This window comes from Ruegeria sp. B1 (assembly GCF_056535885.1).
Genome location: NZ_JBQFJA010000001.1, coordinates 3909155 through 3928977, shown reverse-complemented (window position 1 = coordinate 3928977; position 19823 = coordinate 3909155). Strand labels below are relative to the sequence as shown.

Below are 19823 nucleotides of genomic sequence, written 5' to 3'. Positions count from 1 at the left end.
ATGGCATCTTACGCAATGCTCACAAATGTGGGTCGCAACAAGGAAGCGGCGGCGCTGGCAAATGCCTCGGCACTCCAAATTGCCGAGATCGCATGGGGCGATGGCGAGCGCATTCCGGCTGGCGGCGAGATCGCACTGGAGAATGAACAGGGGCGCAAGCCGGTCTCGGCGCAGGGTGTCACGGAAGGTGCGCTGAATACGGCGTATTTTGAGATACTGCTGGCCGAGAATGAAGGTCCGTTTGTGATCCGCGAGGCCGGTCTCTTCGATGTGGATGGCGACATGATCGCCATCGCTCATTATGACCCGCCGGTAAACAAGCCGCTCAACACAGTCTCGGCGCATCTGCGCATCAACGTGGTGTTCTCGGACCTTGAGAACCTGATCATCCATGTCGATGTCAGCACCACTTACGCGTCGGCAGACCGCACCCTGACGGCAGGTCCAGGCATGACGGGCGGCGGCGATCTGACGGCAGATCGCACATTTGCCTTGGATTTCGCCACAGAAGCCCAAGCGCTGGCAGGCGCGCTTGAAACCAAAGCAATGTCGCCTCTGCGCGTGGCGCAAGCGATCAAAGGAGTGAAACCCCCAACCGTCAGAATACTCACACATGGCACGGGCGTGTACGTCACCCCGGAAGGCTGCAAGGCCATACACGTGAGAGGCGTCGCTGGCGGTCAGGGAGGTGAACAACCGTTCCACAGCCTAGCAGGTGATTGGCTCTATGGACATCCGGGCGCTGGCGGCGCGGGGTTTGAAGCATGGCTGACGCCAGACCCAGGGCAAGAGTTCACTTACGCAGTTGGCGCAGGTGGTTCGGGCGGTTCTTCTGCCGGGATCACCGGCGCATGGGGAGGCCAGGGCGGCAACACCTCCTTTGGGCACATTGGCGCGAATGGCGGCGGTGGAACCCTTCCTGGCCCGACAGCCCATTCATCAGGGGGCGACATCAACTATCGCGGCTCTCCGGGCATTCAGAACTGGTTCGAAGAAAGAGAAGGCCGAGAGCGTCCAAAGCTGCCGGGTGGGTCCATTTTCGGGCCATCTGACTCTTTAAATGACGAGGATATTCAGCAAGCTGCCACAGTGCCCGGCACCGGCGGCGCTGGCGGCGCCACTCGGGTTACGGCCTCAACTCAGCCTGTCGGGGTGCCCCCTCCTGCTGCTCCTAGATCTCAGGGGCAAGATGGCGCTGACGGCATCATCATCGTTACGGAGTACTACTGATGAAAAAGGCAGCGCAAATCACCGATGGCCGTGTTTCAAATCTGATAAGGATTGAGGACGACGCGCCCGTCCCTGAAGGCTGGGTCGAAGCGACAGATGCCGTTCGTATCAATGATGTTTATGACGGCCAGACATTCACGCCGCCTGCTGCCCCGGTGATCTCAATTGAAGACGCCAAGGCAAATGCATTGGCCGAAGTGAATGCCACGCACGCCAGCTACCTGCGCGCGCTGCTTAAGAGCGCCACGCAGGAAGAGCGGGACACTTGGCCCGTAAAGGTCAAGGTCGCGACAGCATACTTGGCTGGTACGGCCACGGATGCTCAGACCGCGTTGATTGAGACCGAGGCGGCGGGTGGCGGCATCTCGCCTGACAATCTGGCCGAGAAAATCATCAGCAAAGACGCCGCATACCATGGCCATATCGGTCAAGGCGCTGCTCTTCGCGCTTCCGGTCGCGCCGCCGTCAAGGCTGCTGCCACTCATGACGAGCTGCAAGCCGCGCTGGATGTGTTCAGCGCCGAGGCTCTTGCCGCGTTTCAGGCGCTGGCAGGAGGCCAACCATGACAATCCAAAAGCAAAACAAATCTGCAACCAAAGGAGGCACCCATGCCTGAGCAGTTTCTCCACGGGGTGGAAGTCATCCAGATTGATGATGGTATTCGCCCCATTCGCACCGCCAAAAGCTCGGTGATCGGCCTGGTGGGTACCGCCCCCAATGCTGACGTCGACGAGTTCCCCGAAGACACCCCGCTACTAATCGAAGGACCGCGCAAAGCGGCACTGCTCGGTGACGCGGGCACTCTGAAGGATGCCTATGAAGCGGTCTATGCCCAGGGCGCTTCCTTGGTCGTGATGGTTCGTGTCGCCGAAGGTGCGGATGCTGCCACGACGCTGACTAAGGTGGTCGGCGATGCCACCCAAGGCACCGGCCTCTGGGCCTTTGAGGCATCCGCATCCAAGCTTGACCTGACGCCGCGCATCCTCGCTGCACCCGGCTTCACCCAAACCGTGCCTGGCGAGCCTGCCAGCCCGGTCGTCACCAACCTGATCGCAGTCGCCGAAAAACTGCGAGCGGTGGTGGTGGCGGATGGCCCAAACACCAATGAAACCGACGCCAAGGCAGACCGCCAAAACTGGGGTTCCGATCGCTTGTTCATCGTCGATCCCGCCGTGACCGTGTTTGACAACGTTTCGGCCTCTTACGTGACCCGACCGGCCTCTGGCTATGTCGCCGGACTGATCGCCAAGCGCGACATCGAGAAGGGCTTCTGGTGGTCGCCGTCCAACCAGGTGATCAATGGGATCTCCGGCACGGCGCGCCCGGTCAGCTTCCACCTAAGTTCAACCGAAACCGAGGCCAACCGGATGAATGAGGCCGAAGTTGCGACAATCATCCGCCGCGACGGCTTCCGGCTCTGGGGCAACCGGGGCACCAGCCCTGATGCGCAATGGGCCTTCCTGTCTGTCCGCCGCACGGCCGACATCATCTATGAGAGCATTGAGCGCGCCCATCTCTGGGCGATGGACCGCCCAATGTCGGCGCAACTCCTCATGGACATTCGCGACGGCGTTCAGGCATTCGGTCAGCAGATGGTCAACACTGGCGCTCTCTTGGGCTTCAATTGCTGGCTGGATCCCGAGCTGAACACAGAAGCCACTCTGAAGGCCGGGAAACTCTACCTCGACTTCGACTTTGAACCACCCGCACCGCTTGAGCACTTGATCTTCCGCGCACATCGCAACGGCGACTACTACGACGAGTTGATCGCCGAAGTTGGCGCGGCAGCATAAGGAGGACTGATCATGATGCAGTACCCGCGCACAATCCGTAACTTCAACGCCTTCGTCGATGGGGTCAGCTACGCTGGTCGCGTCCTGGAGGGCAAACTGCCCGAGCTGAAGATACAGACGGCAAGCCACCGTGGTGGCGGTATGGACGGCCCTGTCGCTGTCGATATGGGCATGGAGGCAATGCAGGCCGAGCTGACCCTCGCTGAATGGCCACCCGAGTTGATCAAGATGTTTGGCACCCGCCAGCGGATGACCCTGCGTCCCGGCGCGATGGGCGAGAATGACTTCTCGGCCGACAGCTATGTCGGCACGCTTGGTGGTCGCTGGTCCATGACCAACTTCGGTGATCTGAAGTCCGGGTCTGACATGCCGCTGAAGCTGACGCTCGAGGTTGATTACTTCCGCATGCTGAAGGACGGCGACGAGCTGTTCGAGATCGATATCGAGGCAGGCAAGCGGATCATCGGCGGTGTAGATCAGCTCGCTGAATTGCGCGCCGCGATGGGCTTCTGAACCGCCTACAGTGAACCTCCAGGCGTTAGCGCATCCCCGTTCACGCCTGGTTAAAACACCCTCTCAAACAGGATTTGTACCATGACCAAGAAGAAACATGACGTTACCCTGTCCGCTGCCGTCAAGATCGACGGCAAAGACGTGACCGGCATTGATCTGCGCAAGCCCCAGACTGGCGAACTGCGCGGCCTCAAGATGACGGATGTGCTTCAGATGGACACCGACGCCATGATCAAGCTCTTGCCACGCATCACTCAACCCCCGCTGACCTCGGCTCAGGTAGCCGCACTGGATCCGGCCGACTTCGTGGCGCTCTGCGGGAAGACAGTGCTTTTTTTCGCGAAGAAGTCGGAGCTTCAGGCGCTGGAAGCGAATACCTGAAGCTACCCGACGATGTGGAAGACGCGATGGCCGACATCGCCTCGGTCTTCCACTGGCAGCCTGATGCGATGAGGGGCATGCCCCTCGAAGAGTTGGCACGGTGGCGCGAGAAGGCACGAGAACGCTTCGAGGTTCAGAACAACCCGGGACGTTCCCCGTTTAACCAACGATAGGAACGGAAACGAGATGGCCGCTGGCGACCTGAACATTGCGCTCATTCTGAAGCTGGTGGATCAGGCAACCGGACCAGCACGCGCTGTTACGAACTCCCTCCGCCGGATCGGTGCGGTCACGGAAGAAACGGGTCGCGCCGGTGTCGCCTGGGCCAATGAACAACTGGCCGCAAATCAGGCTCGCCGTTCGGCCCTCATGGGCGAAGCTTTCGGTGTCGCCGCTCTGGCTGGATCGCTGGCCGCCTCGCTAAAGCCAGCGATTGATTTTGAACGCTCGATGGCCGAGGTCGCGGCCGTCGCCCGCGCTGATGATGAAGAGCTTGCCAAGCTGACAGAGACCGCCCGAGAGTTGGGCGCAACGACACCCTGGGCTGCGTCGGAAGCCGCCCAGGGGATGCGTTTTCTTGCAATGGCAGGTTTCGAGGTCAACGAAACTGTCGAGGCAATGCCCGGAATGCTCAACCTTGCCAGCGCCGGTGCGATCAATCTCGGTCAGGCGGCGGATATTGCCTCGAACGTCTTGAGTGGCTTCGGCATGGAAGCCGATCAGATGGGTCGCCTGGGCGACGTGTTGACCAACACCTTCACCACCTCGAACACTGATCTCACCATGCTGGGCGATACCATGAAATACGTAGCCCCGAATGCGGCTGCGCTTGGCGTATCTCTTGAACAGACAGCGGCGATGGCGGGCAAGCTTGGTGATGCTGGCATCCAGGGCAGCCAGGCGGGCACCGCGCTCCGGGCCATGATGTTGCGTCTGGCGGCGCTTCCTAAGCCTGCGGCCGACGCAATGGCCGAACTGGGCGTACAGACCGTTGATGCCAGCGGCAACCTGCGAGACATGCCCACAATCCTTGCCGAAGTACATGAGAGCCTTCAGCGCCTCGGCTCTGGCCAGCAAGCCAAGCTGATCAACGATATCTTCGGCATGGAAGCCGCCAGCGCCGCTACGATCCTTCTCGAACAGGCGGGCAGCGGTGCGCTGCAATCCTATGCCGATAGCCTGACCGAGGCAGGTTCGGCTGCGCGTGTGGCCGCAAAACTCAATGAGAACACAGCAGGGTCATTGAAGCGACTGCAAAGCATTGCTGAAAGCGCGGCGATCTCGATCGGCACAGTGCTGTTGCCCGAGATCGTCGCATTGATTGAGACTGTCATTCCTGCGATCGCAGCTCTCCAGGGCTTGGCCGAGGCACACCCAGAACTGATCGGCTTGATCTTCAAACTGACTGCTGGGCTTCTGGTCTTCCGTCTCGGCTCGATAGCACTGCGGTGGGTGCTGTTCTCAATACTGACCCAATCTTGCATATTATCCGCGCCGGAAGCTGGCTCCTGGTGCTTCTGCCGCAGCTCGGCCGAGCGCTACTGGCACTCTTGAACCCGATGAAGCTGGTGCGCGGTGCGTTGATTGCGATCCGTCTTGCATTTCTCGCTACCGGGATCGGTGCACTGTTGGCCGGTGTCGCGATGGCGGGTATCTGGATCTACAACAACTGGCAGGGTTTGAAGACTTTCTTTGTCGGTTTCTGGCGCACCTTCCGCGAGGCGCTTGGCCCGGCCGCTCCCATGCTTGACGCCATCATCAACTACGCCCTGCAGATTTGGGAATGGTTCACGAACCTGCTCGGTCCGATGGATGCAACCGAAGAGCAATGGCTTAGCTGGGGTCAGAACGCCGGTGAAGCGCTCGGTGAGGTGGTCGGTAGTGTTGCACGCTGGGTTGAAGAGAACAAAGGGCTGATCAGCACCGTTGCCAGGCTCTATGCGTGGTTCTTTGCACTCCGCCTGATCTGGCAGTTCCCAATGGCTCCGATCCGCACCGCTGGTCGCGTTCTGGCGTGGGTAGCAACTGGTCCGATCAAGTGGTTGCTAGGCGGCGTTGGCCTCTTATCCAAGGCATTCATCCGCCTCGGCGTTCTGATGCTGACCAATCCGATCGGGCTGATCATCGCCGGTGTCGCAGCGCTTGCCTACGTCGTCTACGACAACTGGGATCAGATCGTCAGCTTCGTCATCGAGAAGGTGGATGCCGTCAAAGCGGCCTTTGATGAAGGGCTGTTAAACGGCGTGTTTAAACTCTTGGCTGAGTTCAATCCGTTTACGCTTGCGACCGAGGCAATGAAGGGTCTGATAGCCTATGTCATGGAATTGTTGGGCGTCCCGGAAGAGATCGTTCAAGTGTTCCGTGAGTTCAGCCTATTTGATGTCGGTGTCGAGTTGCTGCAGGGGCTATGGGACGGAATGGCCTCCCTTGTGCCGCAGATGGTTGCCGCGATCTCAGAGAAGTTGTCTAGCATCGTGCCAGACTGGATGCAGGATGCCTGGAACTGGGTGACTGCCGCAGAGGATGCGCCTGAAGCAAACCCGAACGGTGAACGCGATCGCGGAGGCCCGGTCCGTGCGGGCATGCCTTACCTGGTGGGCGAACGCAGCCCGGAGATTTTCGTGCCGGGCGTATCGGGCACCATTCTGCCCGGTCGTGTGCTGAAGGCCGCAATGGCGGCCTCGGCGATGGCCGCGCCGGTTGCTGCAATGCCCTCTCATGCCGAAATCGTCGAAACTATTGATCGTCGCCCGGTGATGTCGGCTCCAACTCGCGCGCCACAGATCACCCGAGAAGGCGACACTGTGACGATCAACATTTATCCGACGCAGGGCATGAGCGCGGAAGACATTGGCCGCGAGGTTGAGCGTCGTCTGGCACAGCGTGAAGATGCCCGGCGCGCAGATCTGCACGACGGGGTGGATTACTGATGCAGCCTGGACTTGTCATGATGGCGCTCGGAAGCTTTCGGTTTGGAATGACGAATGGGGCTTACCAGCAGTTTTCACGAAGCGCCGGGTATCGCTGGAACGAGGTCGAACGCATCGGCCGCGAACCGGCGTTGCAGTATCTCGGTCCCGGCGCACAGGAGGTTGCGATCGAGGGCGTGATCTATCCGCACTTCAAGGGGGGACTGCACCAGGTCGATCTGATGCGTCTAAATGCAGGCAGTGGCCTACCGATGATGATGGTCGATGGCTTGGGTTGGGTTTGGAAACGCTGGGTGATTGTGCGGGTGGAAGAGCGCAAGAGCTATCTCCTCCGTGACGGCGCGCCACGCAAGATCGAGTTTTCACTCACTCTTAAGAGCTACGGGCCGGATACTGGCGATTTGGCTTCGTTCATCGGAGGTCTGCTATGAGTACCTACCGCACGATCGACGGCGACATGGTCGATGCCATCTGTAAGTCTCATTACGGCCGCGAAGATATGACGGTCGCCGTCTATAATGCCAATCCCGGCCTCGCCGCGCTTGGGCCAGTCTTGCCAAAGGGCTTGTTGATCAAGCTGCCCAACGTGCCGGAGCAAACTGTCCGCAAACCGATCCGGCTCTGGGGGTGATCCATGCACATCGCTTATCAGATCATCGCTGACGGAACGGATGTCACCGGCAACTTTCAGGACCGCCTTACCAGCCTGACCATCATCGATGAGGCCGGGCTGAAGTCCGACACAGCCGAGATCATGGTTGATGATCGCGATTACCTGGTCGCGTTGCCTAAGGCTGGCGCAAAGCTCAAGATCGCTCTCGGTTTCGTCGGCGACCTTGTCGAGATCGGAACCTATGTTGTCGATGAAACAAGCGGCGAGATCGCGCCGGACACCATGACGATCAGTGCCAAGGCGACTGACATGCTGAGTGGCATCCGCGCCCGCAAGACGCGAAGCTGGCGCGACGTGACGATTGAGGACATCGTCGGCAAGATCGCCGGTGAACACGGTCTTAAATCGCTGGTAAGTGAAAGTTTGAAGGCGCATTTCTACGCTTACCAAGCGCAAACTTCCGAAAGCGATCTCAACTTCCTAACCCGGCTGGCCAAGGGTCTAGACGCTGTCTCAAAGCCCGCAGGCGAATACCTAGTCTTCGCCAAGCACGGAGAAGGCAAAGCTGCGGACGGATCAGATTTGCCCATCTTTGTCGTTCACCGCACTCAAATGAAGGGTGGCTCCTGGAAAATCACCGGGCGCGGGAGATACGGCCGGGTGACTGCTGAATGGGGCGAGCGCGGTACCGCAGTTACCCGCAGGGCGACCGCCGGGGACAGGGAGCCAGAGCTGGCGCTGCGCCATCGCTATCCCACCGAAGCTGAAGCCCAAAGTGCGGCCAACGCTGCCCTCACGCGTTCACGCCGGGCCAGCGGCAAGATCAGCATCGAACTGGGTGGTTTCTGGGGTGACCTAATGGCCGAGGCCAAGGTCGATCTCCAGGGCATCAAGCCTGAGCTGACCGGCGAATGGCTAATCACCCGTGTCCAGCACCGTCTAACCGACACCCTGACCACCAGCTTTGATGCCGAGCGCGACAATGAGAAGGGCAAGGGATGAGCGAATTGAGCGTCGAATAACGGAGGTCAAGGGGCGCGCCAACGCCCCTCAACACGGGGCCAAACTCTCACATCCGACCCCGCCGACCAGCAAAAGCTTATGGCCGCTCCTCCCTTCGAAGGGACCGGCATTGAGGCACGATTCTACACCCTATGAAAAGAGAGCTTTTACACCCCGTTAAACCCGTCAATCCGGTAGCGCCTTGGCTCGGCGGGAAGCGCAATCTTGCAAAGCGGATCACCGCCATCCTTGATGGTGTTCAGCACCAAACCTACGCCGAGCCATTCGTCGGCATGGGCGGCATCTTTCTGCGACGTGCAATGCAGCCGCGCTCGGAAGTGATCAACGACTTCGGCCGCGATGTCAGCAACCTCTTTCGCATCCTGCAACGGCACTATCCGCAATTCCTGGAGGTGCTGCGCTTCCAGCTCACCACTCGCGCCGAGTTTCTACGCTTGGTCGATACCGATCCAGACACCCTAACCGATTTGGAGCGTGCTGCGCGCTTTCTTTACCTGCAGCGTACCGCTTTCGGAGGCAAGGTCTCAGGCCGCAACTTTGGTGTCAGCAAGGACCGGCCGGGCCGCTTCAACCTGACCACGCTGGAACCCATGCTGGAAGACTTGCACAGCCGCATGGCGGGTGTCGTGATTGAATGCCTGGACTACGCCGAGTTCATCCGGCGCTATGATGGCCCAGCTACTCTGTTCTATCTCGACCCACCTTATTGGGGCAGCGAGAGTGACTACGGCAAAGAGATGTTCGCCCGTGAAGAGTTTGATCAGATGGCAGACCAACTCGGCCGGATCAAAGGCCGCTTCCTGATGTCGATTAATGACGTGCCCGAAATCCGTGAGATTTTTGACGCCTTCCACCTAAGTCAGGTTTCCACTACCTATTCGGTCAGTAAGGTCAATCAAGGACGAGGCCAGCGCGCCGAACTGCTGATCTCGAATTTTGGATTCGACTGAACCATTAAAGGAACACGGTTTCATGAAACTGGCAGCATCGACCGCTCTGGCACTCGCCCTGACCACACCTCAAGCAATCGCTGAAGACCTGGCACCGGGTGCGTGGGTTTCCGAAGCGAGTTGTGCCGATGTGCTCCACCGCATAAAAAACCCAATGGACAAAACCGGAGTGTCGTCCCCTATGTCAGCTTTGGCTTACGTGGGTGCGATCTTCGGTTACATCGAAGGCTACCGAGCCGCGCGAGACCTCGCCATGGCACCTGATGAATTTAAAAAGGACGTACTGAGCCGGTGTGTAGATTTGCCTGAAGTACCGTTCAAGATCTCGGTTGAACAGGCCGCATCCGATCCCGCTTAAATACTTCGAGCGGCTACATTAGGCTGGATCGGTTGCGCTTTCTACCAATGGCCAATTGAGACGGTGACCGATACAACCAGTACAAAGAAGAGGGGGGAGTCGTTTTATGCGCACGCTGAAACTCGATTTGGAGTACTGCTACGGAATTCGGAAACTGGAGCACGCTTTCGACTTCAGCAAGTGTAATGCTGTCGCACTTTATGCGCCAAACGGTGCCATGAAATCATCACTTGCCAAAACATTCCAAGACATCGCTGATAAGAAGAAATCTTCTGACAAGATGTTCCCGGACAGACCTACGAAGAGGTCGGTACTCGACGAGAACGATGCGGAACTCGATCCGGAATCCGTTCTGATAATTCGACCATACGATGAAGACTTTGGTAGCAACGAAAAGACGTCCACCCTTCTCGTTAATGCGGCTCTCCGCAGGGAACACCAGAAACTCAATGAAAGCATTGAGGATGCAAAGAAGACGCTTCTCGCCGCATTGAAGGACCAGTCAGGCTCGAAAAAAGATCTCGCTTCCGAAATCTCGTCGACCTTCACCAGGACGTCGGAACAGTTTCTCATGGCTATTAGTCGGGTCGCTGCGGAGGTCGACGAACAGTCGGAAGCTCCGTTTGCCGACATCCCATATGATCTCGTCTTCGATCCGAAGGTTGTCGAGATGCTCCAGCAGGAACAAGTTCGGGAAGCACTAGAAGACTACATTAAGCGCTTTAACGAACTCATCGACCAGTCGCAGTACTTCAAGCGCGGGACTTTCACCTACTACAATGCGGGGGTGATAGCGAAGGCGCTCGCCGACAACGGATTCTTCGATGCAGCCCACAGCGTCAGCCTGAATGCAGGTGAAAAGGTTGAGATCACATCGAAGAAGCAGCTCGAGGAGTTGGTTAAGGACGAGAAGGAGGGCATCACATCAGATGTCGACCTGAGGAAGAAGTTCGACGCAATCGAAAAGCTTATTCACAAAAACGCCAATGTCAGGGGCTTCAATTCCTTCATCGCTGATCACGAAGACATTCTTCCCGCCTTGGCGAATGTCGCCGACTTTAAGGAGCAAGTCTGGAAAAGCTACTTCGTGAAGCATCGCGACGCTTTCGATCAACTGGTCAGGGAAATCCGGGCAGCCGCGGAGAGGAGGAAGGAGATCGAAGAGGCGGCTCGCAATGAACGGACGGCATGGCAAGAAGTCATCGAAATCTTCAATGAGCGCTTCTTCGTCCCATTCGAGCTAAAGGTGAAGAACCTTGTGTCGGTCGTTCTCAACGAGGACAAAATCCCGAAACTAGGTTTCACCTTCAAGGAAGGCGACGACCGAAGGGATGTCGAAAGGGATGCGCTGCTGGATGTCCTCAGCACTGGCGAGCGCAGGGCTTTCTACATCCTGAACATCATCTTCGAGATTGAAGTTCGGCGGAAGGCGGGGCAGCAAACAATAATCATCGTCGACGATATCGCGGACTCCTTCGACTACAAGAACAAGTATGCGATCATTCAGTATCTGAAGGATATCGCGGACGACGAGAAATTCCGACAGGTCATCCTCACCCACAACTTTGATTTTTTCAGGACGATCCAAAGCCGTTTTGTTAACTACAAGTCTTGCTTCATGGTCGCGAGGAAGGAAGGTGGCATTGAGGTCAATAAGGCAGTCGGGATCAAGAATATCTTCGTCAACGACTGGAAGGTCCATTTCGGAACGGAGCCGAGAAAGCGGATCGCTTCCATTCCGTTTATGCGCAACCTTGTGGAGTACACTAAGGGCGAAGACGACCCTGACTACGAGACTCTGACATGTCTTCTGCACATCAAGGATGGCACCGCAGGCATTCAGGACAACGACATCTTTGACATCTACCAGACAATTTTTGGTGCCCTACCAGCGAACGCGGCACCGTCCGGGGCGCGCGTTTTGGACTTGGTCTACCAAGAGGCTGACGACTGCCTTCAGGAAGCAGATGCTGCCAACTTTGAAAACAAAATTGTCCTATCAATCGCCACCAGCCTCCGTGCAGAGCAATACATGCTCGGGCAGATCAACGACCCGAACCTGCCTGGGCAGATAAGCGGCAATCAGACTACGGTGCTACTGAAGCGTTTTCGTGAGGACTTCCCTAGCCATGCTGCCATTCCGACAATGGACCGAGTTGTTCTCATGACACCAGAGAACATCCACCTGAACTCCTTTATGTATGAACCCATCCTAGACATGTCGGATGAGCATCTCCGCAAGATTTACGATGACGTAAAGGCGCTGTAACAGATCCTATCGGAGGCGAGGCCATTCATCATTCGAGGTGAATGCATGCACGTAGACAGGATGCGCCAAAGTGGGACAACGGCAGGAGAGAGGTGATTTGACCAAGGTCTCTCAAGGCGTTTAGTCGCCAAATCGCTCAGAGCCAGAAAAACACGCTGCTGCAAATATCCTTGTCACTCACTGCAAAAAGTTGTGGCGAGCTACACCCGAATAGCCGCATAATCCGGAGCGACCGTGAATTGGGGGCAAAGTAAAACGGGTAACTATCTGGATTTATTGGTCGGAGTGAGAGGATTCGAACCTCCGACCCCTGCCTCCCGAAGACAGTGCTCTACCAGGCTGAGCTACACTCCGACCGTGGCGGGTGATCTATACTTGGTGATAGGGATGTGCAAGGGAAATTCCTGGGTATTGGCAGAGCGGACCAAGGGCAGTTATTGCGCAGATTGGCGCGTGATCAGGGTAGGGCTTCGGTTCTGTGCAACCGGACTTTGGTGCCGCCGTGATCGACCACCGGTCCGGTCGGCAGGAATGGCAGCCGTGTTGCACGGGCGAGCGGGCCCGAGCTGGTCACGATGCCGACCCGCCATCCCGAGAACCGCGCCATCAGGACCTTGCCCAAGCTGCCGTAAAGCGATCTGAGGCGTTTTTCGTCTCCGATCCGGGCGCCGTAGGGCGGGTTGACGACCACCAATCCCGCCGGGCCGGGTAAGGGTTTTAGGTCACTCATTGAGCGTTGCGAGAAACGTGTCACCGACGCGACCCCAGCTTCGTTGGCGTTGGTGCCCGCCGCCTCAATCGCGCCGGTGTTGCGGTCCGATCCGACAAATTGCAGATCCGTCTCGCCAATCGCGTCATGTTGGCGCATATTGTCCCAAGCCTGCGTATCAAAACCGGCCAGATCTTCAAAGGCGAACCGCCGCGACCGACCTGGTAATAGGCCGAGGGCGATTTCGGCGGCTTCGATGACAAACGTGCCCGATCCGCACATCGGGTCCATCACAGGCTCGGTCCCGTCAAAGCCACACTCTCGCAGGAACATCGCCGCCATCGTCTCGCGCATTGGGGCTTTGGCAACAGCGGGTTTGTGGCCGCGCTTGTGCAAAGGCTCGCCAGAGGTATCAACGGAAAACGTGCAGATGTCTTTTTCGATGCGCAGCAGAACACGCAGGCGGGCATCCGATGAGACGGGCGCGCCAAGCGTTTCAGAGATCGCGCGTTCGATCCGCTGCCGGGCTGCGCCAGCATGGTAGATGCGGGATTTGCGGCTTGTGGCCTCGACTTTGACAGGCACATCCGGGCGCAGAATGTCCGACCAGGGAAATCTGCGCGCCCTCTTGTCCAGCTGCGCAAGGTGTACAGCGGGAAAACTGCCGATCCGGACCAACACCTTGTTCGCGCCGCGCAGCGACAGATTGGCGCGCCAGACCTCGGACCAGCCTCCCCGGCAGGTGACACCACCAGCGACCTGACGGGCATCTGAGAAGCCAAGTTGAACGGCCTCAGCGCAAAGCGGGCCCTCCAGACCGGGTGTAGCAACCAAAAATATCTCAAGATCGTCAGAATTGCTCATGTCCGTTGCTTACACCGGATGCAAATCTGCGCAACACGGTTTTTTACACTGGTGAGACAGCGAGGCGCCTTCAGGAGAACGTCATTTTGTAGTACGGTTTTCGCAGTTAAGAGGTTTGCGTTTCGCGGCATCCCCGCGTAAAGGGTCCGTGATCGGAAATACGCTTGCGGATTCCGACAGGTGACCGGCGCTCAGACGGCCCTGACGGTTGGAAAATCCGGGCTGTTGCACGGCCTGAACTGCAGGGCGGCAAACAGCGGGCGCAGAAATAGAGGCTTGGAAGACCGTAGCGAGATGCAAACTTTCAAACTGAAAAAAGGGTTGGAGTTGCCAATTCAAGGCGCCCCCGACCAAACTATTCAGCCAGGGCCGGAGTATTCAAGCGTAGCAGTGCTGGGGGCAGACTATCTTGGGCTGAAACCTCGCATGCTGGTTCAGGAAGGCGATGAGGTGAAACGTGGCACCCCGCTATTCTGCCACAAGGACGTGCCCGAAGCCATGATGGTGGCCCCGCTGAGCGGGAAGGTCGTCGCCATCAACCGGGGTGCACGTCGTGTGCTGCAAAGCGTTGTTGTCGCGGTTTCGGACGCCAATGACACGGGGATCGATTTCTCGGGCGTCGGCAATGCCGAGGATGCTGAGGGCGTGACGGAAAAGCTGTGCGCTGCCGGTCTGTGGACCGCGTTCCGCACACGCCCGTATTCCAAGATACCGGCGCCGGGCACAAAACCGGCCGCAATCTTCGTGACCGCGATGGACAGCGAACCACTGGCACCGGATGCCGCGGTGATTATTGCCGATGCCGGAGAGGCGTTTGCTGCCGGTTTGGCGGCGATTTCAAAACTGACCGAGGGCAAGACGTATCTGTGCCACAGAGATGGTGACTCGGTTCCGGGTGCGGATGTGCCGGGTGTCGAAGTTGCTGCCTTTGACGGACCGCATCCGGCCGGATTGGCCGGAACCCATATCCATTTCCTCGAACCGCTGGCGGGTGACAAGCAGGTCTGGACCATCGGGTATCAGGATGTCATCGCCATCGGCCGCGTGATGCAGACCGGCCATCTGGACCCCAACATCGTCGTCGCGCTGAGCGGGCCGGGCGCACGTCAGCCGCGTCTGATCCGGACCGTTATGGGCGCGTCGACCGACGACCTGACCCGGGACGAGGTCCAGGTCGACGGACAAGCGCGCATTATCTCAGGATCGGTCCTGTCCGGGCATCAAGCCGAGGGGCCGACTGCCTATCTGGGCCGGTTCTCTCGTCAGATCACAATTATCCGCGAAGACCACGATCAGATTCCGATGGGCTGGATCCGCCCAATGCCTTCGAAATACGCGGTGCAGCCGGTGCTGGGCTCGGCCTTTTCGCACAAGCTGTTCAAGCTGACCAGCAACCTGAACGGCGGACGCCGCGCGATGGTGCCGACGGGGACCTTTGAGCGGTTGATGCCGCAGGATTACCTGCCGACCCAGTTGTTGCGTGCGTTGCTGGTGATGGACACCGATACCGCGCAGGCCCTTGGGGCCCTGGAACTCGACGAAGAGGATCTGGGCCTTGTGGGCTTTGCCTGCCCCGCGAAATACGAATACGGGCTGGCGCTGCGCGACTGCCTGACAAAAATTGAAAAGGAGGGCTAAGCCAAATGGGTTTGCGCAGCTTCTTTGACCGGATCGAACCGAACTTTACCAAGGGCGGCAAGTACGAAAAGTATTTCCCCATCTACGAGATGGTGGAAAGCTTTATCTACACTCCGAAAACGGTGACGACCGCCGCACCGCACGCCCGGTCATATATCGATATGAAACGGATCATGACCTATGTCGTGATCGCGACGATCCCCTGTATCCTGTGGGGAATGTGGAATACCGGCTACCAGGCGAACTCGGCCATCGCGGCGTTGGGGCCTGACTCGGCAACCGGATGGCGGGTCGCGATCCTGCAGGCGGTCGGTATCCCGCTGGATCCCAACAGCATTTTTGCCAACGTGTTGCACGGGATGATGTATTTCTTGCCGATCTACATCGTGACGCTTGTCGCAGGCGGTATCTTCGAGGTGATCTTTGCCACCGTCCGTGGCCATGAGGTGAACGAGGGTTTCCTCGTCACGTCCATGCTCTACACGCTAATCATGCCGGCGACGGCGCCGCTGTGGCAGGTTGCGCTCGGGATCATCTTTGGTGTCGTCATCGGTAAGGAAGTGTTTGGCGGGACGGGCAAGAATTTCCTCAACCCGGCTTTGGTCGGGCGCGCGTTCCTGTACTTTGCCTATCCGGCAAATATGTCGGGCGATACGGTTTGGACGCCAGTTGACGGGTTCTCGGGCGCGACCACTCTGTCGGTATCCGCTTCGCAGGGCTATCAGGCATTGGCCGCCGAAGGCATCACCTGGTGGAACGCGTTTTTTGGCACCATTCAGGGCAGTTTTGGCGAGACCTCGACACTGGCCTGCATGATCGGTCTGGCGTTCTTGCTTATGACGCGGATCGCCAATTATCGGCTGATTGTCGGCTGTCTAGCGGGTACAATCGGCTTTACGCTGCTGCTGAATCTGATTGGGTCGGACACGAACCCAATGTTTGCGATGCCATGGTACTGGCACATCGTTCTGGGGGGCTACGCATTTGGTCTGGCTTTCATGGTGACCGAGCCGGTTTCGGCTAGCCACACGAACCTGGGACGCTACATATATGGTGCACTGATCGGTGTCATGGTTGTGATGATCCGGGTCGTCAACCCGGCCTTCCCCGAAGGCATGATGCTTGCCATTCTATTCGGAAATGTTTTTGCACCGCTGATTGACCATTTCGTGGTGCAGGCCAACATCAAACGGAGGGCGCGTCGCCATGTCTGATACGCAATCCCCTGAACCAAAAGGCGCGATTGCCCGGTTTCTGGCCGCCTCGCCGGATTCGGTTGGCAAGACCATCTTTGTCGCCGTTGCCGTTTGCCTGGTGGCTTCGATGGTTGTGTCCTTTGCGGCCGTCAGTCTGCGTCCCGTACAAGCGGCGAACCAACTGAAGGACAAACAGGTCAACGTCCTACAGGTCGCGGGTATCTATGAGCCCGGCATTGACGTGACCGAAGCCTTCGCAGCGTTTGAGCCGCATGTGCTGGAGCTGTCTACAGGCAATTTTGTCGATGACCGGTTTGACCCAGCCACGTTTGACGACAAGGCCGCTGCGTCCGATCCGGACCTGAGCGTTGCGCTGGATGACGACCCGGCGGGGATCGGTCGTCAGGCACAGTACCGCGTCATCTATCTGCTGCGTGATGATGCGGGTGCCTTGGACAAGGCTATTCTGCCGCTGCACGGCTATGGTCTTTGGTCGACGATGTACGGCTTTATCGCGCTGGAAAACAACGGCAACGACATCTACGGCCTGCAATTTTATCAGCACGGAGAGACCCCGGGTCTGGGGGCCGAGATCGACAACCCGCGGTGGCGGGCATTGTGGAGCGGCAAACGGCTGCGCGATGATGCGGGTGAAATTCAGATCACTGTCGCAAAGTCACAACCTGCCGCCGGACCCGATTTCTACGTCGATGCGCTGGCGGGGGCCACACTGACTTCGGTCGGTGTCGATAATCTCGTCCGGTTCTGGATGGGCGACGCGGGCTACGCTCCCTTTCTGGCCAAACTGCAAGCAGGAGAGATCTGATGTCCCAGACCAAGAAAGAGATGCTGATCGATCCGCTTGTCGACAACAACCCGATCACGTTGCAGGTGCTGGGTATTTGTTCCGCCCTTGCGGTGACCTCGTCGCTGCAAGTGTCAGCGGTGATGGCGTTGGCGGTGATCTTCGTGACGTCGTTCTCGTCATTCTTCATCTCGTGCCTGCGTAACCAGATCCCCGGCTCGATCCGGATCATCGTGCAGATGGTCATCATCGCCTCGCTCGTGATCCTGGTGGACCAGATCCTCAAGGCTTATGCGTTTGAGATTTCAAAAACCCTGTCGGTCTTTGTGGGCCTGATCATCACCAACTGTATCGTGATGGGCCGGGCCGAGGCATTTGCAATGAAGAACCCGCCTGTCGCTTCGTTCATTGACGGCGCGGGGAACGGTATGGGCTATGGGCTGATCCTGTTGCTGGTCGGGTTCTTTCGCGAATTGTTCGGGGCTGGGTCGCTGTTCGGTGTCACCATTCTGGAGACCGTCAACAACGGCGGCTGGTACGTGCCTAACGGCATGTTGCTGCTGCCCCCGTCGGCGTTCTTTATCATCGGTCTGATCATCTGGGCCTTCCGCACATGGAAACCGAACCAGGTGGAAGAGCGTGAATACAAAATCCAGCAGGTAGAGGCGCACTGATGGAAGGTCTGCTTTCACTGGCCGTTAAGGCCATCTTTGTCGAAAACCTTGCGCTGAGCTTCTTCCTCGGGATGTGTACCTTCATCGCCGTGTCCAAGAAGATATCGACCGCGATTGGGCTTGGTATCTCGGTGATGGTTGTGCAGGCCATCACCGTACCGACCAACAACCTGCTGCTGAACTATCTGCTCAAGCCGGGTGCGCTGTCTTGGGCGGGATTTCCGGATGTCGATCTGACCTTCCTTGGCCTGATTTCCTATATCGGTGTCATCGCGGCGATGGTGCAGATCCTTGAGATGATCCTCGATAAGTATTTTCCGCCGCTCTATAACGCGCTGGGGATTTTCTTGCCGCTGATCACGGTGAACTGCGCCATTCTGGGTGGTTCGCTGTTTATGGTGGAACGAGACTACAATTTTGCCGAGGCCACGACATATGGTCTGTCTTCCGGCTTTGGCTGGGCGTTGGCGATCACCGCAATGGCCGGTGTGCGCGAAAAGCTGAAGTATTCGGACATTCCGGACGGTTTGCAGGGTCTGGGGATCACCTTCATCACCGCTGGGCTGATGGCGATGGCCTTCATGTCCTTCTCGGGCGTGAAACTGTAAGGGGGCGTCGATGGAAACTTTCAGCCTGGGTGTCGCCCTCTTCACTTTGATCGTGCTGGGACTGGTCGCCATTATCATGGCGGCGCGGTCGCGTCTGGTGTCGACCGGCAATGTCAACATCACCATCAATGGTGAAAAGACGGTTTCGGTGCCGGCGGGTGGCAAACTGCTGCAAACGCTGGCTGCCGAGAAACTGTTCGTCCCTTCGGCCTGCGGCGGCGGTGGAACCTGCGCCCAGTGTCGCGTTCGGATACATTCCGGCGGCGGGTCGATCCTGCCGACTGAGGAGGGCCACATCACCAAGCGTGAGGCCGCCTGCGGTGACCGGCTGTCCTGTCAGGTCGCGGTCAAGCAGGATATGGATATCGAGGTTCCCGAGGAGGTCTTTGGCGTCAAGAAATGGGAATGCACCGTTCGATCGAATGACAACGTGGCAACCTTTATCAAGGCGCTGACGCTGGACCTGCCGGAAGGCGAAGACGTGAATTTCCGCGCCGGCGGGTACATCCAGATCGAAGCGCCAGCCCACCAGTTGGCCTATACAGATTTCGACGTCGAAGACGAGTATCGCGAGGATTGGGACAAGTTCAATCTGTGGCAGTACAAATCTGTTGTCAGCGAACCGATTGAACGGGCCTACTCCATGGCGAACTATCCCGAGGAAAGGGGCATGATCATGCTCAACGTGCGGGTCGCGTCGCCGCCTCCGGGTTCCGAAGGCATTCCTGCCGGTCAGATGTCGTCCTATATCTTTAACCTCAAACCCGGTGACAAAGTCACGATTTCTGGTCCGTTTGGGGAATTCTTCGCCCGCGACACGAAAAAGGAAATGGTCTTTATCGGCGGTGGCGCAGGTATGGCCCCAATGCGCAGCCATATCTTTGACCAGCTCAAGCGTTTGCATTCTGACCGCAAGATCAGCTTCTGGTATGGTGCGCGGTCCAGGCGCGAGATGTTCTTTGTCGAAGACTTCGACACGCTGGCCAACGAGAATGGCAATTTCGAATGGCATGTGGCCCTGTCGGACCCGCAACCCGGGGATGACTGGGACGGGTACACCGGCTTCATCCACAACGTGCTGTTCGAAGAATACCTTAAGAACCACCCCGCCCCGGAAGACTGCGAATACTACTTGTGCGGCCCTCCGATCATGAACCAGTCGGTCATCAATATGCTGTTGGATCTGGGGGTGGATCGCGAAGACATCATGCTCGACGATTTCGGCGGATAAGAACAAAAGAACCGGCGCTCATAGCGCCGGTTTTCTTT

21 protein-coding genes and 1 tRNA gene are annotated in these 19823 nt (G+C 58.0%); 20 read left to right on the top strand and 2 right to left on the bottom strand.

The genetic code is table 11. The features are described 5' to 3' along the window. The 14 genes from ACR3ES_RS19390 to ACR3ES_RS19325 all read left to right on the top strand — a co-directional run bounded on the left by ACR3ES_RS19390 (nucleotide 1) and on the right by ACR3ES_RS19325 (nucleotide 12060). Nucleotides 1-1230 carry a phage tail-collar fiber domain-containing protein gene (locus ACR3ES_RS19390; protein WP_480424232.1) on the top strand — a complete coding sequence of 410 codons (1230 nt, stop codon included), beginning with the start codon at nucleotides 1-3 and terminating at the stop codon, nucleotides 1228-1230. Next, on the top strand, nucleotides 1230-1796 hold the full coding sequence (locus ACR3ES_RS19385; RefSeq protein ID WP_480424230.1) for a hypothetical protein: 567 nt from the start codon (nucleotides 1230-1232) through the stop codon (nucleotides 1794-1796). The genes ACR3ES_RS19390 and ACR3ES_RS19385 overlap by 1 nt, the downstream gene beginning before the upstream one ends. Nucleotides 1797-1838: 42 nt before the next feature. Continuing rightward, nucleotides 1839-3023 carry a phage tail sheath subtilisin-like domain-containing protein gene (locus ACR3ES_RS19380; RefSeq protein ID WP_480424228.1) on the top strand — a complete coding sequence of 395 codons (1185 nt, stop codon included), beginning with the start codon at nucleotides 1839-1841 and terminating at the stop codon, nucleotides 3021-3023. 12 nt (nucleotides 3024-3035) lie between these two features. Then, a complete protein-coding gene (locus ACR3ES_RS19375; RefSeq protein WP_253261200.1) occupies nucleotides 3036-3536 on the top strand; it encodes a phage major tail tube protein in 501 nt (166 codons plus the stop codon). An 81-nt stretch (nucleotides 3537-3617) separates the two neighbouring features. Next, on the top strand, nucleotides 3618-3917 hold the full coding sequence (locus tag ACR3ES_RS19370) for a phage tail assembly protein (RefSeq protein WP_171558849.1): 300 nt from the start codon (nucleotides 3618-3620) through the stop codon (nucleotides 3915-3917). Nucleotides 3918-3943: 26 nt separating this feature from the next. Further along, nucleotides 3944-4090 carry a GpE family phage tail protein gene (locus tag ACR3ES_RS19365; protein ID WP_480424226.1) on the top strand — a complete coding sequence of 49 codons (147 nt, stop codon included), beginning with the start codon at nucleotides 3944-3946 and terminating at the stop codon, nucleotides 4088-4090. 13 nt (nucleotides 4091-4103) lie between these two features. Next, nucleotides 4104-5471: a phage tail tape measure protein gene (locus tag ACR3ES_RS19360; RefSeq protein ID WP_480424224.1), complete on the top strand. Its 1368-nt coding sequence runs from the start codon at nucleotides 4104-4106 to the stop codon at nucleotides 5469-5471. Beyond that, nucleotides 5429-6847 (top strand): phage tail tape measure protein, encoded by a 1419-nt coding sequence (locus tag ACR3ES_RS19355; protein WP_480424222.1) that lies wholly within the window; start codon nucleotides 5429-5431, stop codon nucleotides 6845-6847. Before ACR3ES_RS19360 ends, ACR3ES_RS19355 begins: the two co-directional genes overlap by 43 nt. Continuing rightward, nucleotides 6847-7278: a phage tail protein gene (locus ACR3ES_RS19350; protein ID WP_480424220.1), complete on the top strand. Its 432-nt coding sequence runs from the start codon at nucleotides 6847-6849 to the stop codon at nucleotides 7276-7278. Before ACR3ES_RS19355 ends, ACR3ES_RS19350 begins: the two co-directional genes overlap by 1 nt. After that, complete coding sequence (locus tag ACR3ES_RS19345) at nucleotides 7275-7478, top strand: tail protein X (RefSeq protein WP_480424219.1); 204 nt, start codon at nucleotides 7275-7277, stop codon at nucleotides 7476-7478. Before ACR3ES_RS19350 ends, ACR3ES_RS19345 begins: the two co-directional genes overlap by 4 nt. 3 nt (nucleotides 7479-7481) lie before the next feature. Further along, entirely contained in the window at nucleotides 7482-8462 is a 981-nt protein-coding gene (locus tag ACR3ES_RS19340) for a contractile injection system protein, VgrG/Pvc8 family (protein WP_480424217.1), read from the top strand. A 152-nt stretch (nucleotides 8463-8614) separates the two neighbouring features. Continuing rightward, nucleotides 8615-9433, top strand: a complete 819-nt coding sequence (locus ACR3ES_RS19335) for a DNA adenine methylase (RefSeq protein WP_480424216.1) — start codon at nucleotides 8615-8617, stop codon at nucleotides 9431-9433. Nucleotides 9434-9455: 22 nt separating this feature from the next. Next, on the top strand, nucleotides 9456-9791 hold the full coding sequence (locus tag ACR3ES_RS19330) for a hypothetical protein (protein WP_480424215.1): 336 nt from the start codon (nucleotides 9456-9458) through the stop codon (nucleotides 9789-9791). Nucleotides 9792-9897: 106 nt separating this feature from the next. Next, on the top strand, nucleotides 9898-12060 hold the full coding sequence (locus ACR3ES_RS19325) for a hypothetical protein (protein WP_480424214.1): 2163 nt from the start codon (nucleotides 9898-9900) through the stop codon (nucleotides 12058-12060). 277 nt (nucleotides 12061-12337) lie between these two features. Here the strand turns inward: ACR3ES_RS19325 and ACR3ES_RS19320 are convergent. Next, nucleotides 12338-12414: transfer RNA gene (locus ACR3ES_RS19320), tRNA-Pro, on the bottom strand. A gap of 103 nt (nucleotides 12415-12517) precedes the next feature. Then, a complete protein-coding gene (locus tag ACR3ES_RS19315) occupies nucleotides 12518-13633 on the bottom strand; it encodes a THUMP domain-containing protein (protein WP_170435359.1) in 1116 nt (371 codons plus the stop codon). A gap of 294 nt (nucleotides 13634-13927) precedes the next feature. Between ACR3ES_RS19315 and ACR3ES_RS19310 the strand changes: the two genes are divergently transcribed. Genes ACR3ES_RS19310 through nqrF form a run of 6 tightly spaced genes read left to right on the top strand, consistent with a single transcriptional unit; the run spans nucleotide 13928 to nucleotide 19785 of the window. After that, nucleotides 13928-15271, top strand: coding sequence for a Na(+)-translocating NADH-quinone reductase subunit A (locus tag ACR3ES_RS19310; protein ID WP_170435361.1), 1344 nt, complete (start codon nucleotides 13928-13930; stop codon nucleotides 15269-15271). Between the two features lie 5 nt (nucleotides 15272-15276). After that, complete coding sequence (locus tag ACR3ES_RS19305) at nucleotides 15277-16485, top strand: NADH:ubiquinone reductase (Na(+)-transporting) subunit B (protein WP_170435363.1); 1209 nt, start codon at nucleotides 15277-15279, stop codon at nucleotides 16483-16485. Further along, entirely contained in the window at nucleotides 16478-17293 is an 816-nt protein-coding gene (locus ACR3ES_RS19300; protein ID WP_170435365.1) for a Na(+)-translocating NADH-quinone reductase subunit C, read from the top strand. The genes ACR3ES_RS19305 and ACR3ES_RS19300 overlap by 8 nt, the downstream gene beginning before the upstream one ends. Continuing rightward, nucleotides 17293-17946: an NADH:ubiquinone reductase (Na(+)-transporting) subunit D gene (locus ACR3ES_RS19295; RefSeq protein ID WP_170435367.1), complete on the top strand. Its 654-nt coding sequence runs from the start codon at nucleotides 17293-17295 to the stop codon at nucleotides 17944-17946. The genes ACR3ES_RS19300 and ACR3ES_RS19295 overlap by 1 nt, the downstream gene beginning before the upstream one ends. Then, on the top strand, nucleotides 17946-18554 hold the full coding sequence (gene nqrE, locus ACR3ES_RS19290) for an NADH:ubiquinone reductase (Na(+)-transporting) subunit E (protein ID WP_170435370.1): 609 nt from the start codon (nucleotides 17946-17948) through the stop codon (nucleotides 18552-18554). The genes ACR3ES_RS19295 and nqrE overlap by 1 nt, the downstream gene beginning before the upstream one ends. Before the next feature lie 10 nt (nucleotides 18555-18564). Beyond that, nucleotides 18565-19785 carry an NADH:ubiquinone reductase (Na(+)-transporting) subunit F gene (nqrF, locus tag ACR3ES_RS19285; protein WP_170435372.1) on the top strand — a complete coding sequence of 407 codons (1221 nt, stop codon included), beginning with the start codon at nucleotides 18565-18567 and terminating at the stop codon, nucleotides 19783-19785. Nucleotides 19786-19823 lie beyond the last annotated feature (38 nt).